This is a genomic window from Amycolatopsis sp. A133 (assembly GCF_031082405.1).
In the GTDB taxonomy this organism is placed as follows: domain Bacteria; phylum Actinomycetota; class Actinomycetes; order Mycobacteriales; family Pseudonocardiaceae; genus Amycolatopsis.
In genome coordinates this window covers 1-15653 of sequence record NZ_JAVHJU010000043.1, presented here as the reverse complement: position 1 = coordinate 15653, position 15653 = coordinate 1, and the positions used below count along the sequence as shown (strand labels likewise).

The window sequence follows — 15653 nt, the reverse complement described above, 5'->3', positions numbered from 1 at the left end:
AGGAAGAAACATGCGTGCTGTCGGAGCCGCCGAGGTCGCGCCAACGGCCTACGCCTGGGAGATCCAGGCCGAAGGGCTGAAGGTGCGGGTGGGACGGCGGAAAATGGCCGTGGACGGGCTGGACCTGTCCCTCGGCAAGGGGGTGCACGGCTTGCTCGGGCCGAACGGCGCGGGCAAGACGACGCTGATCCGGGCGCTGGCGACGGTGCTCCGGCCGGCGGAAGGCGGGTTGTCGCTGCTCGGTGCGCCGGTCGGGGGGCACACCGGGCAGCGCGGCCTGCGCCGGCGGATCGGCTACCTGCCGCAGAACTTCGGGTTCTACAAACGGTTCACCGTCCGTGAGTTCGTCGAGTACATCGCCTGGCTCAAAGAGATGTCCAAAGAGGACATCCCGGGTGCGGTGCAGCGCGCGATCGAGCGGGTGGGGCTGGCCGACCGGGCCGACGACCGGATGAAGACGCTGTCCGGCGGCATGGTGCGGCGGGTCGGGATCGCGCAGGCGATCGTCAACGACCCGGACATCCTGCTGCTGGACGAGCCGACCGCCGGGCTCGACCCGGCGCAGCGCGTGCGGTTCCGCGAACTGGTGCAGGAAATCGGGCAGGACTCGTGCGTGCTGATCTCGACGCACCTCGTCGAAGACGTGGGGACGGCGTGCACCGACGTCATCCTGTTCGCCGAGGGCAAGCTGGTGTTCCAGGGCACCCCGGACGAACTGGCGGCCGCGGGCACCTCGGCGCACACCGGTGACAGCCCGATCGAGCGCGGTTATTCGGCGCTGCTGAACCACGAGCAGGGCAAGGGGGCGTGGTGATGGTCCTGCGCACCGAACTGCGGCGCTCGATCGCGCCCTGGGCCGGGCTGGCGTTGCTCGTCGTCTCGCTCGGTTTCCTGTTCCTGCTGTCCGGGCCGTGGTGGAAGGTACCCGCGCCGTGGACCGGGCACACCACGACCACCGCGCTGTGGCTGCGGTTCCTGCTGGTGTTCGTGTGGCCGATCACCGTCGGCGCCGGCGCGATCCAGGGCATGCGCGACAGCCGTTCGGGCATGGTCGAACTGCTGGCCACGACGTCCCGTCCGGGCTGGCACCGGGCGGCGAAACTGGCCGGTGCCGTCGGCGCGTTGAGCGCGCTCGGGTACCTGGTGGTGTTCGGCGTCGGCTTCGCCGAGGTGCTCGGCCACGGCGGGTTCGTCTCCGCCGCGTTCCTGCCGGTGGTGCTCGTCGGCCTGCTCGCTGTCGTGGCGGGGACCTGGATCGGCCTGGCGATCGGGCGGCTGCTGCCGCACCCGCTGACCGCTCCCGCGCTGGCCGTGCTGACGCTCGCCGGGGGGATCACGGCCTGGACTTCGGTCGAGGCGGGGGTGCTGTCGATGCCGTACAGCCGGTTCGGGCTGTTGGCGCCGGCGCTGGGGCAGCCACGGGGCGCGCTGGTGACGACGGCGGCTTCGGTGGACGTCGGGCAGGTGGTGTGGTTCGTGGGCCTCGCGGTCACCGGATTCCTGCTGCTGGCGGCGAGCTCCGCGCGGGCGCGGCTCCTCGGCCTGCTCCCGGTGCTGGCCGGCGCCGCGATCGCGTTGCCGGTCTTCCCGGCTTCGGCCGACGGGCTCCTGGTCCCCGACAGCGTCGCCACCCGGAAGGTCTGCGACGGGCCGGTCTGCGTCAGCCGGGCGCACGAGGACAGGCTGGCCGGGCTGGCCGGGCCGGGCCGGGAAGCGTTGGCCGTGCTGGCGAAGCTGCCCGGCGCCCCGACCCGGATCGAGGAGCAGACGGCGCCGAACTCCGTCACCGGCCCCGTTCCCCGTGATCCCGGCGTCGTCTACCTGGACTTCCAGCGCAACGCCGTCCTGCTCACGGCGGGCGCCGACGACCTGAAACTCGCGGTGCTGTCCGGCGCCGGGCTGCCCTCGTGCGACCCGCCGTACGCCGGCAGCCTGGCCGACGTGGGCGCCCGGATGATCGCGGCGGCGTACTTCACCGGTGAGCTGAAGCCGTTGCCCGAGTACGGCGCGAATTGGGCCGCCCGCCAAGACGGCCTGGTCGAACAGGCGTGGGCGAAGTTCCGGGCCTTGCCGGCGGAGGTCCGATTCGCCCGGATCGTCGCGCTGCGCCAGGTGCTTTCGACCTGCCAGGGCGACCCGATGGACACGCTGGTCCCAGGGGCTTTGCGATGAGGTGGGCCGCGCTCTACGCGCGTTCGCGGCAGGTCCCGGCGGCGTTCACGGCCCTGCTGGTGGCGACGGCCGGGCTGTGGTTCCTGGCGCGCGACTCGTGGTCGACGCTGCCGGTGACGTTGACGCTGACCGCGGGGGTCGCGATGGCGGCGATCGGGCTCAGCGGCCAGGACCCCGACCTCGACCGCGCGGCGGCGCTGCCGTGGCCGATCCGCCGGTTCGCCCATCTGGCCCTGATCGGCCTGGCGGCCGGGGGCGCGGTGCTGGCGGTCCAGGAACTGGGCCCGTCGACCGTCGGTCTGCCGATCATCTCGCGCGACGCGGCGGGCTTGCTGGGCTTGGCGGGCCTCGCGGCCACGGTCGGCGGCGGCCAGTTCGGCTGGACGCTCCCGCTGCTCTGGTGCGCGATCAGCCCGTTCGTCCCGCACGAGGACACCACGGTGAACCAGATCGTGGCGTGGCTGCTGCAGCCGCCGGGCACCCCGGCGGCGACGTGGACAGCGGTGATCCTGGCGGTCTCGGGCACGCTGGCGTACACCGTCTGGGGCGGCCGCCGCTAGCGCCCCAATGTGGCGTTCGGTGCGTTGGATGTACCCAATGTGGCGTTCGGTGCGTCGAGCGCAACCAACGCCACATTGGGGCGCTTGAGCCGGGGTTACACGTTGCGGATGTTCGTCTCCAGCTCCAGGGGCTCGCGGTCCCAGTCCTCGACGCCGAACGCCAGGATCCGCTCCGGGTGGATGCGGATCACCGCGTCGTCGAAGTGGTTGTCCGGGAGGTTGACGCCCACCAGCGCCTCGGCCCGGCCCCGGATCTCCAGGCACCGCACGCGCCACGGGTTCGTCGAGGGCAGGTCGTCGACGACGAACGCCACGCGGTCGTGCGTCGCGATGTTGCGGAACTTCTTGCTGGTGCGCAGGTTGTGCCCCGTGACGTCGATGGTCTGCGCGTCCGGGTTGTAGCGGAAGCCGACCGGGTTGGCCTGGAGGGTTCCGTCCGGCTGCTGGGTCGCCAGCCGGCCCAGCGGCTGGGCGGCGAGGTAGGCGAGTTCTGCTTCGGTGAACATGCCCGAAGCCTCCAACTTCAAGCTCCCTTGAAGTCAAGCACCAGCGAGGCGAACCGCGCGCCGATCCGGCGGTGGGCCGCCGGGCTGGGGTGGAGGTCGTCCGGCAGCGGTAACTCCGCGAAGTCCTCCGCGCCGTACAGCGACAGGCCGTCGAGGTAGCTCAAGTGCGGGTCCTGCCGCTGCGCCACGATCCGGGCCAGCTCGTCGCGGATGACCTCCAACGTCAGCTTGCCCGCCGCCCGCTCGGCCGGGTCGCCCGTCGCGCGGAACCGGACCTCGCCGCGCGCCAGTGCCGCGTGGTCGAAGTCGCCCGGGCCGGGGGTCTGCTCGTGGATCGGGCAGTACAGCGGCGAGACGACCACCAGCGGCGTGTCCGGGTGCCCGTCGCGGATGGTGTCGAGGAAGCCGTGGACGGCGGGCCCGAACGCGCGCAGGCGCATCAGGTCCGCGTTGACGACGTTGATGCCGAGCTTGACGCTGATCAGGTCGGCGGGCGTGTCGCGCAGGGCCCGCGCGGTGAACGGGTCGAGCAGCGCGTTGCCGCTGAACCCGAGGTTCACCAGGTCCACGCCGGCCGCGGTGGCGGCGAGCGCGGGCCACGTCGTGGCGGGGCTCGCCGCGTTCGAGCCGTGGCTGATCGAGCTGCCGTGGTGCAGCCACACCCTCCGGTCGCTGGGCACGGCCTCGGCCGGCGCGTCGGCCCGCAGGGCGACGAGCTCGGTGAGTTCGTTGTGCGGCAACCAGATCTCGACGTCCTTGGCGTGCCCGCCCAGCCCGGCGAACCGGACGACACCGGGGGAACCCGCAGTGAGCGAAGACGCCCCGGTCGCCATGTCGACGGTCAGGGTGTTGCCGCCGGCCACGCTCGCCTGGGCGATGAGCGAACCGTCGACGAGCAGGTCGTACACGCCGTCCGGCCGCGGCGGGGCACCGGCGTACACCTGCTTCGTCGGGAGCGTTTCCAGCTCGACGACGTCCGCCGTGGTCCGGAACCGCAGCCGGACGCCCGCGGGCTGCGCCTCGGCCATGGCGAGCCGCGGATCGCTGTTCTGGGCCCGCGCGCGAGCCGGGAGCCGGTGCGGCACCAGGCCGCGCCCGGTGCGTTCGAGTTCGAGGGCGCCGCGGACGAGGTCCGTGGTCAGGGGGACGTCGATCAAGATCGTGGCCAATCACGCAGGAGGGAATCGAGGACGGCGAGGATGCGGACCCAGCTCTCGGGCGCGGCGGGCGGGCTGTGGTCGAACCCGCCGCGGGTTTCGAGGCTGACGAACCCGTGGAAGACGCTGCCCAGCAGCCGCACGGCGTGCGTCTCGTCCGGCCCCGTCAGGTCGTAGCCGCGCAGGATCGCGCGCATCATCTCGGCGTGCCGGGGGCCGGCGCTCGCGGCCGCGGTCTCCGGATCGAGCCGCAGCTGCGCGGCGGCGTACCGGCCGGGGTGCTCGCGGGCGTAGTCGCGGTAGACGTCGGCGAAAGCGACGAGCGCGTCCCGTCCGGCCCGGCCCGCGAGCGCGGCGGCGGCCCGGTCGGCGAGCTCGGCCAGCGCCAGCAGCGCGACCTTCGTCCGCAGGTCATGAGCGTTCTTGACGTGCGAATACAGGCTGGCGACCTGGACGCCGAACCGCCGGGCCAGCTCCGACGGCGTCACCCGGTCGAAGCCGATCTCATCGGCCAGCTCCGCCGCGGCGCGCACCACGCGTTCCGTGGTCAGCCCTGCTCGAACCATCATCCTTCTCCCGGTTGCCTAAAGCCAGGCTAGATCAACCTAAAGACTTTAGGCAAGCGGGTTCAGGAGAACAGCGCGTCCGCCCAGCTCGACTCGCGGGTCAGGCCCGGCGGAATGGCGAAGTGCGCGGAGCCGGTGTGCTGGACGTACTCCATCATCGCGTCCTTCGACGACAGCGCCTGCTGCATCGGCACGTACTGCTTCCGGGTGTCGCGGTTGAACGCCAGGAAGAACAGACCCGCTTCGAGGTGCCCGAGGCCGTCGGAGCCGTCGACGAAGTTGTAGCCGCGCCGCAGGATCCGGACGCCGTTCAGCGCCTGGTGCGAGGCCAGCCGGACGTGCGCGTCCTCCGGGATCACCTTCTCGCCGCCCGCGCCGCCGACGTCCAGGTCGAGCTCGTCGAACTCCGCGGTCTGGCCCAGCGGGGCGCCGGTGCCCTTCGTGCGGCCGACGATCTTCTCCTGGCCGTCGAGGGTCTCGCGGTCCCACGTCTCGATGTGCATCCGGATCCGGCGCGCCACCAGGTAGCTGCCGCCGGCCATCCAGGCCTGGCCGTCCTCCGCCGATGCCCACACCTGGTCGCGCAGGAAGTCCGTGTCCTCGGACTTGATGTTGTTCGTCCCGTCCTTGAAGCCGAACAGGTTGCGGGGCGTCTGCTGCGCCCGCGACGTCGACGAGCTGCGGCCGAAGCCGAGCTGCGACCAGCGGACCTCGGTGACGCCGAACCCGAGCCGCACCAGGTTGCGCACCGCGTGCACCGCCACCTGCGGGTCGTCCGCGCAGGCCTGGATGCACAGGTCGCCGCCGCTGCGGGCCGGGTCGAGCTTGTCCTTCGGGAACAGCGGCAGGTCGATCAGCTGCGGCGGGCGCTTGCCCGCCAGGCCGAACCGGCCGTCGAACAGCGACGGCCCGAACCCGATGGTCAGCGTCAGGTTCGACGGCGGCAGGTCGAGCGCCTCGCCGGTGTCGCCGGGCGGGGCGTACGCGCCGCTGCCCACCGCGCCGTTCGCCACGACCTCCTGGCCCGCCGTCATCCGGCGGGCCGCGTCGGTCCACGTCTTGAGCAGCTGCCGCAGCTTCTCGCGGTCCTTCGTGGTGACGTCGAGGGCCGCGAAGTGCAGGTTCGCCTGCGCCGGCGTGACGATCCCGGCCTGGTGCTCGCCGTGGAAGTCGACGGTGTTCGTCGACGCCTCGGCGTTGCCGCTCGTCGCCTTGTCGATCCCGATGCCGGCGGCGGCCCCGGCCCCGGCGAGCGCGACACCCGCGCCCGCCAGGCCGAAGAGCTTCCGCCGCGAGACCCGCGTGCCCTCTGCCGACGTCACTTGGAGACGACCTCCGCAACCTTGCTCAGCGGTTCGCTCAGCGCGTCGACGGCCGAGGCGAACTCCTTGACCTGGTCCTGGGACAGGTCGGTGTACAGCTTGAAGCCGTCACCGGCCCGCTGCTTGTCGAGCAGGCTCTGGACGTTCGCGAACTCCTTGTCCAGAGTGGACACGAGCGCGGGGTCCTTGGCCTGCAGGATCGGCCGCAGCGAGGCGATCGCGCCCTTCGAACCGTCCACGTTGGCCTGGAAGTCCCAGAGGTCGGTGTGGGAGAAGGCCTCTTCCTCGCCGGTGATCTTGCCGGTCGCGACCTCGTCGAGCAGGCCCTTCGCGCCGTTCGCGAGGTCCAAAGCGGACAGTTCGAGGGTCTTGGTCTTGGCGACCAGGTCCTTGACGTCGGTCACCAGCTTGTCGGCGATCTGCGCGCTGTCGGGCTGCAGGCCCGTCTTGAACAGGTCCTTCTCCAGCCGGTGGAACCCGGTGAACTGCTGGTTCGGCTCGAGGTCGGCCTCGCGGACGTCGATGGCCGGGTCGAGGTCGCCGAACTTCTCGGCGACCGGCTCGATCCGCTCGTAGTAGACGCGGGTGCGCGCGTACGCGGCCTTCGCCTCGTCGGCCTTGCCCGCCTTGACGAGGTCGGCGAACTTCACCGTCTCGTCCTGCAGCGCCCCGGTGTTGTTCGCGATGTAGTCGGCGTAGCTCTTGGTGGCCTGCGCCTTCTGGGCGTTGGTGTCGTTCTGCTTCGCGACGCCGCCGGTGACGGTGAAGTCGCCGCGGATGCCGTTGCCCGCCATGCCCGGCTTGCACGCGGTCTGGTACTTGCCGGCGTCGGCGACCTCGACGATCAGCCGCCGGTTCAGGCCCGGGGCGATGTTCTCGACCTCGCCCATGATCCGGTCGCCCTCGGCGTAGAGGTAGAACTCGGTGACCTTGGTGCCCTTGTTGGTGATCTCGAAGGTCACGTTGCCGGCGTCGGCCGTGGTCGCGGAGACCTCGCACGCGGTGTCGGACGCCGAGACCTTGATCGGGCCGCCGCCCGCCGCGGCACCCGGGGTGTCGCTCTTGCTGTCGCACGCGGCCAGCGTCACCAGGACGGCGGCGCCGGCCAGTACGGCCAGCGAGGGGGTCTTGCGCACGGTCACTCCTTCGAGGCGGCCGCGACGGCGGGCGCCGGCGCGGTCTTCTTGCTGGGCTTGAGGAACAGGGGCAGCACGATGGCGACGTAGGCGACCCAGGCGACGGCCTGCAGCACGGTCGTCTGCTGCGAGTAGTTGAAGATGCCCTTCAGCAGCGCGCCGTACCAGGACGTCTCGGGCAGCGTCGCCGAGGCGTCGAAGGCGAGGGTGCCGATGCCGGGGAGGAAGGCGGCCTCCTGCAGGTCGTGGAGGCCGTAGCCGAGCACGCCCGCAGCGACGAACACCAGCAGGACGCCGGTGATCGTGAAGAACTTGCTCAGGTTGAACCGCACGGCGCCCTTGTAGAGCAGCCAAGCGAGCACGACCGCGGCCGCGATGCCGACGGCGAAGCCGATCAGCGGCTGCACGGTGTCCGACTGCGCGGTCTGGACGGCGGAGTAGAAGAACACCGCGGTCTCCAGTCCTTCGCGTCCGACGGCGAGGAACGACAGCAGCAGCACGGCCGCGGGGCCGACGTCCAGCGCGTCGTCCATCTTCCCGCGCAGTTCGGCGGCGATGCTCTTGGAAGCCTTGCGCATCCAGAAGATCATCGCGGTGACGAACACGACGGCGACGATCGACAGGCTCCCGCCGAGCAGCTCCTGGTGCTCGAAGGACAGCTGGGCGGTCGTGTAGGTGAGGATCGCGCCGACGGCGATCGACAGCAGCACCGCGGCGCCGACGCCGGGCCACACCCAGCGCAGCGCGTGCCGCCGCTCGGTCTTGACGAGGAAAGCCACCAGGATGCTGACGACCAGCGCGGCTTCCAGGCCTTCGCGCAGCCCGATCAGCGCACTCGAGAACAACACCGGTCCGCCTCCCTGGGTTTCTGCTTCGAGATGGTTTTAGGTAAGGCTCACCTGTAAGTCCAGCGAGCGTACGCCCGCGCGCGACGACGGAACCGGGCAAATGGGACTGACGGCGAAAGTTAGGTTAGGGTAACCGCAGGTCAGGGGCCTGCGCGTCGACTCGATAACAAAATTTGTGATGTCGCTGGCAGGGGGAGGGTTTTTACCCTCCGCTTGCCTGGCCAGCCGCTCGACTTCCGCCATTCAGGGGTTCGGGTGGCGGAGCCCCCGGCCCGGGGCGAAGCCCCCGGACGACACCGTCCCTCTTGAGTGCGTCCGTAACCTGTTCGGGTGGCCGATACCGCTCAGCCGACCGACACGCCTCCGTCGTCGCCCTCGGGCGGCCCGCCCAGGCGGTACCTCGGCCGGGCGGCCCTCGCGGTGGGACTCGTGCTCACCGGCGTGGTGCTGGTCGTCACCATCGGTGTCCGGAACCCGGCCGCGCCGGTCGCGTCGCCGCCGGTCCAGCCGGCCCTCGCGATTCCCGAGCAGCGTCCGCAGCCCGGCGCCGAAGCACCGCGAGCCGGGCTGGCCGCGCCGGTCGACCGGCCGCAGGTGTCCGACCGGGTCGAGCTGGACGCGTGGGCCACCCGCGTCGCGGACAAGACACACGTCCCGGTGCGCGTGCTGACGGCGTACGGCCGGGCGGAGATGTGGATGCAGCGCCAGAAGCCGACGTGCCACCTCTCCTGGGCGACGCTCGCGGGCATCGGCCGGGTCGAGACCGAGCGCGGGGAGTTCGACCTCGCGGCGATCGGCGCGGACGGCCGGGTGGCGAAGCCGGTGGTCGGCCCGCCGCTGGACGGCTCGCCGGGCGTCCCGGCGGTGCACGACAGCGACGGCGGCAAACTCGACGGCGACAAGTCGTGGGACCACCTGATCGGCCCGATGCAGTTCCTGCCGTCGACGTGGAAGAAGTACCAGGAACGCGCGAACGGCGACGGCGGCACGCCCGACCCGCAGAACATCGACGACGCGGCCTTCACGGCGGCGCGGTTCCTGTGTTCCGGGGGCGACGACCTCGGCACCCCGGCCGGCTGGTGGCGGGCGATCCTGTTCTACAACCAGGCCCTGGCGTACGGCCAGGACGTCTTCAGCGCGGCGGACGCCTACGCGGAGGCGAGCGTCGCGCCCTGAGGGTTCAGAGCTCGCGGTCGGCGACGAACGGCGTGACGGCCATCAGCACCAGCAGCAGCAGTCCGGCGTAAGCGCCCAGCGTGACGAAGATCGACATCGTGGTCCTCCCTGTTCGGTCTGGAACCAGCTTCGCCGGACGAGGGGGTGCGGGACATCGGTCGAGGGGCCTGGCCCGATCGGCCGAAAGGCTGAGGTCTCCCGGGCCGTTCGGCCCTGGTCACGTCACGGTTCGCGCAGGGCGATGCGGGCCTTGACCTCGTTGATCGCCTCGAGGTACTCCGGCACCGGGTTCATCGCCGACGCCATCCGCATCTGCGCCAGCGCCTCGACGAACCGGCCGAGGCGCTGCAGGGTCCGGCCCAGGATGAACCGCGCGTAGTGGTCCGTCGGGTCCAGCTCCAGCACCCGGGTGAACGCCTGCTCGGCGCGCCGCAACTGCGCGGAGTGGAAGTACGCGCGCCCGGCCAGCAGGTGCACCGACGGTTTGTCCGCTTCCGACTCCAGCAGGGGCTGCAACGCCTTCAGCGCGTCGAGCGGGCGACGGCGGCCCACCAGGGCTTCGGCCTGGCGGAAGGCATGGAACCGCGACTCCTCGGGAGGCTGCGAAGCAGCTGCGGCGTCCGTCATGGTCACTCCCACGTTACCCCCGGGGGAGGGGGTTGCACACGCCTGGAAACGGGGGACGTGATGGACTGTGCCGCCATGAGCAGCGGGTACCGGGGCCTGGCGCCCTACCTCTACTACTCCGACGCCACGGCGGCGCTCGCCTGGCTGACCAGGGTCTTCGGGTTCACCGAAGAGGTCCGGTTCTGCGACGGCGCCGGCGAGGTCTTCCAGGCGACGCTGCGCGCGGGCGACGCGCGGATCCAGCTCGCGGGCGTCGGGCCGGACTACTGGCAGGCCAAGGGCGTCGACGGCCCGGTCGGCCAGCTCAACATCCTCTACGTCGACGACGTCGACAAAACCTACGAGCGGGTCGAAGCCGCCCTCGGCGACGAGTGCGAGCTGGAGCCGCCGCAGGACCAGCCCTACGGCGCCCGCGTGTTCACGGTCGCCGATGTCGGGGGCAACAGCTGGACGTTCTGGCAGCAGACGTCCGACACCGTCGAGCTGCCGCCGGGCTGGCAGGCGGTCCGCGCGGGCGGTGAGTCCTCCAACGGGTGAACTCCCGCGAAGGCTAGGCTGGGCGCGTTACCGCAGGCACGACGCACCGAGGAGCATGGCGTGGCTCTCATCGAGCAGGTAGGCGCGCGCGAGATTCTGGACTCTCGCGGCAACCCGACGGTCGAGGTGGAGGTGGCTCTCGACGACGGCACCCTGGCGCGGGCCGCGGTCCCGTCGGGGGCGTCGACCGGCGAGCACGAGGCGGTCGAGCTGCGGGACGGCGACACCGGCCGCTACAACGGCAAGGGCGTCGAGCGCGCGGTCGCCGCGGTGCTCGACGAGATCGGCCCGGAGATGGTCGGCATCGAGGCCGTCGACCAGCGGATCGTCGACCAGAAGCTGGTCGACCTCGACGGCACCCCGGCGAAGTCCCGCCTCGGCGCGAACGCCATCCTCGGCGTCTCGCTGGCCGTCGCGAAGGCCGCCGCCGAGTCGGCCGAGCTGGAGCTGTTCCGCTACCTGGGCGGGCCGAACGCGCACGTGCTGCCGGTGCCGATGCTGAACATCCTCAACGGCGGTTCGCACGCGGACAGCAACGTCGACGTCCAGGAGTTCATGATCGCGCCGATCGGCGCGGAGACCTTCCGCGAGGCCCTGCGCTGGGGCACCGAGGTCTACCACTCGCTGAAGTCGGTGCTGAAGGGCCGCGGCCTCTCGACCGGCCTCGGCGACGAAGGCGGCTTCGCGCCGAACCTGGCGAACAACCGCGAGGCGCTCGACCTGATCCTGCAGGCCATCGAGAAGGCCGGCTACACCCCGGGCCGCGACGTGGCGCTCGCGCTGGACGTCGCCGCGACGGAGTTCTTCGCCGACGGCGCGTACACCTTCGAAGGCAGCAAGAAGAGCGCGGAGCAGATGTCCGGCTACTATAGCGAGCTGCTGGCGAACTACCCGCTCGTGTCGATCGAGGACCCGCTGAGCGAGGACGACTGGGACGGCTGGGTCACGATGACCGCCGAGGTCGGCGACAAGGTCCAGATCGTCGGCGACGACCTGTTCGTCACCAACCCGGACCGCCTCGAGGAGGGCATCACCCGCCGCGCCGCCAACGCGCTGCTGGTGAAGGTCAACCAGATCGGCACCCTGTCCGAGACGCTCGACGCGATCTCGCTGGCCACGTCGTTCGGCTACAAGTCGATGATGAGCCACCGCTCCGGCGAGACCGAGGACACCTTCATCGCGGACCTGGCGGTCGCCACCGGCGTCGGCCAGATCAAGACCGGTGCCCCGGCCCGCGGCGAGCGGATCGCCAAGTACAACCAGCTGCTGCGCATCGAGGAAACCCTCGGTGACGCCGCCCGGTACGCCGGCGAGCTGGCCTTCCCGCGGTTCAGCGCCGAGGCCTGACGCCCATGGCGGACCGGGGGAGGACACGCGGCCGCCGCGGCGGTGGCGGCGGGGCAACGCGGGCCAACCGGCCCGCGCCGGCCCGCCGCCCCGAAGCCGCGCGGCGCCGCACCGGCGACGCGGAAACCACCAGGGCCCGGTTGCGCCGGGGCCTGGCGGCGAAGCGCGCGTCGGGTGCGGCGAAGGTGCTCGGCATGTCCACCACCCGCCGCGCGGCGGTGGTGGCGATCGTGGTGTGCGCGCTGGCGTTCACCATCGCCGTGCCCCTGCGCACGTACCTTTCCCAGCGGACCGAGGTCCGCGAACAGCAGGCCCAGCAGGCCCAGCTGCAGCAGGAGGTCGCTCAGCTCCAGGGCCGCAAGGCGGAGCTGAGCGACCCGGCGCAGATCGAGGCCGAAGCCCGGCGGCGGCTGCGGTACGTCAAGCCGGGCGAGACGCCGTACATCGTCCAGCTGCCGGAGGACAAGGCGCCCGACGCGGCCCCGCCGTCCGGGCCGCAGCAGGTCGCGGGCAGCTCCTGGTACGAGAACCTCTGGAACCAGGTCTCGGGCGGCTGAGCCCGAACGCCCCAATGTGGCGTTGGTCGCGTCCAACGCACCGAACGCCACATTGGTCGCGTTCAACGCACCGAACGCCACATTGGGGCGCTTGGGGCGCGGGGCCGGTGGCGGGGCCCACGCATTAGCCTGGTCGGCGTGAACAGCACGCAGCAGCACCGGTTCGAGCCCGTCACCGACGCCGACCGCGAGATCATCGCGGAGCAGCTCGGGCGGCCGCCGCGAGCGCTGCGCGCCATCGCCGCGCGGTGCCCGAGCGGGCACCCCTCCGTGGTGCAGACCAGCCCGCGGCTGGAGAACGGCACGCCGTTCCCGACGCTCTACTACCTGACCTGCCCGAAGCTGAACTCGATGATCGGCACCATCGAAGCTTCCGGGATCATGAAGGAAATGACCGAGCGGCTGACCACCGACCCGGAACTGGCCGCGCAGTACCAGCGCACCCACGAGGCCTACCTCGCCGAGCGGGACGCCATCGAGCCCCTCGGCCACCAGGTCACGGCGGGGGGCATGCCCGGCCGCGTCAAGTGCTTGCACGTGCACGTCGCCCACTCGCTGGCCGTCGGCCCGGGCGTGAACCCGTTCGGTGACGAGACGTTGGCCCTGCTTGAGGCGAACGGGTGGCCCACGGGTGACTGCGCCGCGTAACACTCGCGCCGTGTGAACAGATAACTGGTCTGGGTGAGCGAAAACCTCGATCGTGCCTCTCGATGGGATGAAACCTTGCCGCACTTACGGCAGGCTGTCACCCGAAGGTGTGATCGATCCGGCCAGGAGGGCTTTAAGACATGCGGGTGCGGCGGCTGCCAGACGCAGTCGGGAGCTACGCCCGGAGATTCGGGATCCGCCACCGCACCGCGTACCCCCTGATCGCCGGCGTCATCGCGGTCGTCCCGGCGCTGGCCGCCGGCGGTGGCACCCTCGGCTGGCTCGGCGGGAGCGGTGACCACACCCGCGACGCCGCGCTCGGCCAGGGTTACGACCCCGGCAACGCCGCCATCCAGCAGATCGCCGTCGACGGCACCCTCCCCGGCGCTCCCACCCCGCTGCCGCTGCCGGCCTACGAGCTCCCCGACGGCCCGCTCGGCATCCCGGCCACCGCGCTCGCCGCGTACAAGAACGCCGCCGACATCCTCGGCCGCGAGCAGCCCGCCTGCCACATCGACTGGGCCCTGATCGCCAGCATCGGCCGGATCGAGTCCAACCACGCCCGCGGCGGCTACGTGGACAGTGCCGGGACCACCCGCGAGCCGATCCTCGGCCCGCAGCTCAACGGCCAGGGCGCGTTCGCCGCGATCCCGGACACCGACCAGGGCCTGCTCGACACGGACCCGGTGTGGGACCGCGCGGTCGGCCCGACCCAGTTCATCCCGGGGACCTGGAAGGGCTACGCCTCCGACGGCAACGGCGACGGCAAGTCCGACCCCAACAACCTCTTCGACGCGGCCCTGGCCACCGGCCGGTACCTGTGCTCCGGCGGGTTCGACCTGGCGAAGCCGGACCAGCTGCGCGGGGCGATCTACCGGTACAACAACTCCGACACGTACGTGAACACGGTGATCCTGTGGGCCGACGCCTACCGCAACGGGATCATGCAGGTGCCGGACAGCACGGTCCCGGTCGGCGCCCCGAACGCGGCCGCGGCCCCGCCGTTGCCCGCGATCCCGCCGCCGCCGGTGCCGCCGGCCACGGTCTCCTCACCGCCGCCGACCACGCCGGGCATGAGCACGCCGCCGACCACGTCGTCGCCGACCTGCGTGCCACCGACCACGACCGTGACCACGACGACGGTCACGAGCGTCACCACCGTGCCGTCGCCGACGTCCACGCCGCCGGGCGAGAGCACGCCGCCGGCCGAGTCGACGTCGCCGAAGCCGACGTGCGGGCAGGTCGTCACCTCGGTCACCACGTCGACCACCCCGACCACGACGACCGTCGGGACGACGACACCCGCCAGCTAGGGTGACCGCATGCCTCGTGTTGCCGCGATCGACTGTGGGACCAACTCCATCCGCCTGCTCGTCGCCGAGCTGACCCCGCGCCACGATGGCACGGTCGACCTGCGCGACCTGCACCGCGAGATGCGGATCGTCCGGCTCGGCCAGGGCGTCGACGCCACCGGCGAGCTGGCCCCCGAGGCCCTCGAACGCACCCGCGTCGCGCTCGCCGACTACACGATCGCCGCCCGGCGCAAGGGTGTGGAGAAGGTGCGGATGGTCGCCACCTCCGCCACCCGCGACGCGAAGAACCGGGACGAGTTCTTCCGGATGACGCGCGAAACCCTCGGCGTCGAGGCCGAGGTGATCAGCGGGGACGAAGAGGCGCGGCTCAGTTTCACCGGCGCGGTGGGCGAGCAGGACCCGGACGACGGCCCGTTCGTCGTGGTCGACGTCGGCGGCGGCTCGACCGAGCTGGTCCTCGGCACCTGGGACGGCAGGCGGGCCGACGTGCTCGCGGCCAAGTCCGTCGACATCGGCTGCGTCCGGATCACCGAGCGCGCGCTCAAGAGCGACCCGCCGTCGGCGGACGAGATCGCCGCCGCCCGCGACCTGGCGGGCAAGGTCCTCACCGACGCGTTCGACGTCGTCGACGTGGCCCGCGCCAAGACCTGGATCGGCGTCGCGGGCACGGTGACCACGCTGTCGGCGATCGCGCTGGGGCTCCCGGAGTACGACAGCGACCGGGTGCACCTGTCCAAGCTGACGGCGGCGGACATCGACGGGCTCGCGGCCCGCCTGCTCATGGAGGACCACGCCACCCGGGCGGCGAACCCGGTGATCCACCCGGGCCGCGTGGACGTGATCGGCGGCGGCGCGGTGGTGGTCCAGACCCTGGCCGAGCAGCTGGCGGCCCGCGGCGGCCCGACGGAGCTGGTGGTCAGCGAGCACGACATCCTCGACGGCATCGCCCTCTCCCTCACCTGACCCGCGGATCGAACCCGCAGCACGGGCTCGCCCGCCAGTCTCGCGTGATCAGCGGGGCATCATGCGTGTGCCGAGGGGCATCTCGCGTGACTGGCGGGGCATCACCGTGATGCCTCCCCAATCACGCGTGATGCCTCCCCAATCACGTGGAGTTGCCCCGTGGGGCCGGACACCTTGATTCCAGACGGTGGTCTGGAGGGAGGATGTCCTGGTGTCTC

General features: G+C 71.6%; 17 protein-coding genes. 10 read left to right on the top strand and 7 right to left on the bottom strand.

From position 1 onward, the window contains the following. The first annotated feature begins 10 nt into the window (after positions 1-10). The 3 genes from Q5425_RS27295 to Q5425_RS27285 are packed head-to-tail and all read left to right on the top strand — an operon-like array spanning position 11 to position 2732. Positions 11-814, top strand: a complete 804-nt coding sequence (locus Q5425_RS27295) for an ABC transporter ATP-binding protein (RefSeq protein WP_308675170.1) — start codon at positions 11-13, stop codon at positions 812-814. Continuing rightward, the gene (locus Q5425_RS27290; protein ID WP_308675169.1) at positions 814-2172 is read left to right on the top strand and encodes a hypothetical protein; all 1359 of its coding nucleotides are present in this window, start codon (positions 814-816) and stop codon (positions 2170-2172) included. The genes Q5425_RS27295 and Q5425_RS27290 overlap by 1 nt, the downstream gene beginning before the upstream one ends. Continuing rightward, on the top strand, positions 2169-2732 hold the full coding sequence (locus tag Q5425_RS27285) for a hypothetical protein (protein ID WP_308675168.1): 564 nt from the start codon (positions 2169-2171) through the stop codon (positions 2730-2732). The genes Q5425_RS27290 and Q5425_RS27285 overlap by 4 nt, the downstream gene beginning before the upstream one ends. Positions 2733-2827: 95 nt before the next feature. Here Q5425_RS27285 and Q5425_RS27280 read toward each other — a convergent pair whose 3' ends face one another. The 6 genes from Q5425_RS27280 to efeU form a co-directional block, all read right to left on the bottom strand. Continuing rightward, a complete protein-coding gene (locus Q5425_RS27280; protein WP_308675167.1) occupies positions 2828-3238 on the bottom strand; it encodes a PPOX class F420-dependent oxidoreductase in 411 nt (136 codons plus the stop codon). A 17-nt stretch (positions 3239-3255) separates the two neighbouring features. Continuing rightward, positions 3256-4395, bottom strand: coding sequence for a GDSL-type esterase/lipase family protein (locus tag Q5425_RS27275; RefSeq protein ID WP_308675354.1), 1140 nt, complete (start codon positions 4393-4395; stop codon positions 3256-3258). Beyond that, positions 4392-4961 carry a WHG domain-containing protein gene (locus Q5425_RS27270; protein WP_308675353.1) on the bottom strand — a complete coding sequence of 190 codons (570 nt, stop codon included), beginning with the start codon at positions 4959-4961 and terminating at the stop codon, positions 4392-4394. The genes Q5425_RS27275 and Q5425_RS27270 overlap by 4 nt, the downstream gene beginning before the upstream one ends. A 62-nt stretch (positions 4962-5023) precedes the next feature. Further along, positions 5024-6283 carry an iron uptake transporter deferrochelatase/peroxidase subunit gene (gene efeB, locus Q5425_RS27265; protein WP_308675166.1) on the bottom strand — a complete coding sequence of 420 codons (1260 nt, stop codon included), beginning with the start codon at positions 6281-6283 and terminating at the stop codon, positions 5024-5026. Beyond that, a complete protein-coding gene (gene efeO / locus Q5425_RS27260; RefSeq protein ID WP_308675165.1) occupies positions 6280-7425 on the bottom strand; it encodes an iron uptake system protein EfeO in 1146 nt (381 codons plus the stop codon). The genes efeB and efeO overlap by 4 nt, the downstream gene beginning before the upstream one ends. Next, a complete protein-coding gene (gene efeU, locus Q5425_RS27255; protein ID WP_308675164.1) occupies positions 7422-8267 on the bottom strand; it encodes an iron uptake transporter permease EfeU in 846 nt (281 codons plus the stop codon). Before efeU ends, efeO begins: the two co-directional genes overlap by 4 nt. A 429-nt stretch (positions 8268-8696) precedes the next feature. Here efeU and Q5425_RS27250 point away from each other — a divergent pair, with 429 nt between their 5' ends. Beyond that, positions 8697-9443, top strand: a complete 747-nt coding sequence (locus Q5425_RS27250; RefSeq protein WP_308675352.1) for a murein transglycosylase — start codon at positions 8697-8699, stop codon at positions 9441-9443. Between the two features lie 222 nt (positions 9444-9665). Here Q5425_RS27250 and Q5425_RS27245 read toward each other — a convergent pair whose 3' ends face one another. Then, the gene (locus Q5425_RS27245; RefSeq protein WP_308675163.1) at positions 9666-10070 is read right to left on the bottom strand and encodes a tetratricopeptide repeat protein; all 405 of its coding nucleotides are present in this window, start codon (positions 10068-10070) and stop codon (positions 9666-9668) included. Between the two features lie 75 nt (positions 10071-10145). On the opposite strand from Q5425_RS27245, the gene Q5425_RS27240 reads away from it, so the two are divergent. The 6 genes from Q5425_RS27240 to Q5425_RS27215 all read left to right on the top strand — a co-directional run bounded on the left by Q5425_RS27240 (position 10146) and on the right by Q5425_RS27215 (position 15435). Beyond that, complete coding sequence (locus Q5425_RS27240) at positions 10146-10607, top strand: VOC family protein (RefSeq protein ID WP_308675162.1); 462 nt, start codon at positions 10146-10148, stop codon at positions 10605-10607. Between the two features lie 60 nt (positions 10608-10667). After that, entirely contained in the window at positions 10668-11954 is a 1287-nt protein-coding gene (gene eno / locus Q5425_RS27235; RefSeq protein WP_308675161.1) for a phosphopyruvate hydratase, read from the top strand. Positions 11955-12148: 194 nt separating this feature from the next. Next, the gene (locus tag Q5425_RS27230; RefSeq protein ID WP_308675351.1) at positions 12149-12511 is read left to right on the top strand and encodes a septum formation initiator family protein; all 363 of its coding nucleotides are present in this window, start codon (positions 12149-12151) and stop codon (positions 12509-12511) included. A 138-nt stretch (positions 12512-12649) separates the two neighbouring features. Then, on the top strand, positions 12650-13159 hold the full coding sequence (locus tag Q5425_RS27225; protein WP_308675160.1) for a DUF501 domain-containing protein: 510 nt from the start codon (positions 12650-12652) through the stop codon (positions 13157-13159). Between the two features lie 140 nt (positions 13160-13299). Continuing rightward, the gene (locus tag Q5425_RS27220; RefSeq protein WP_308675159.1) at positions 13300-14472 is read left to right on the top strand and encodes a lytic murein transglycosylase; all 1173 of its coding nucleotides are present in this window, start codon (positions 13300-13302) and stop codon (positions 14470-14472) included. A gap of 9 nt (positions 14473-14481) precedes the next feature. Then, positions 14482-15435 (top strand): Ppx/GppA phosphatase family protein, encoded by a 954-nt coding sequence (locus Q5425_RS27215; protein WP_308675158.1) that lies wholly within the window; start codon positions 14482-14484, stop codon positions 15433-15435. Positions 15436-15653: the final 218 nt, after the last annotated feature.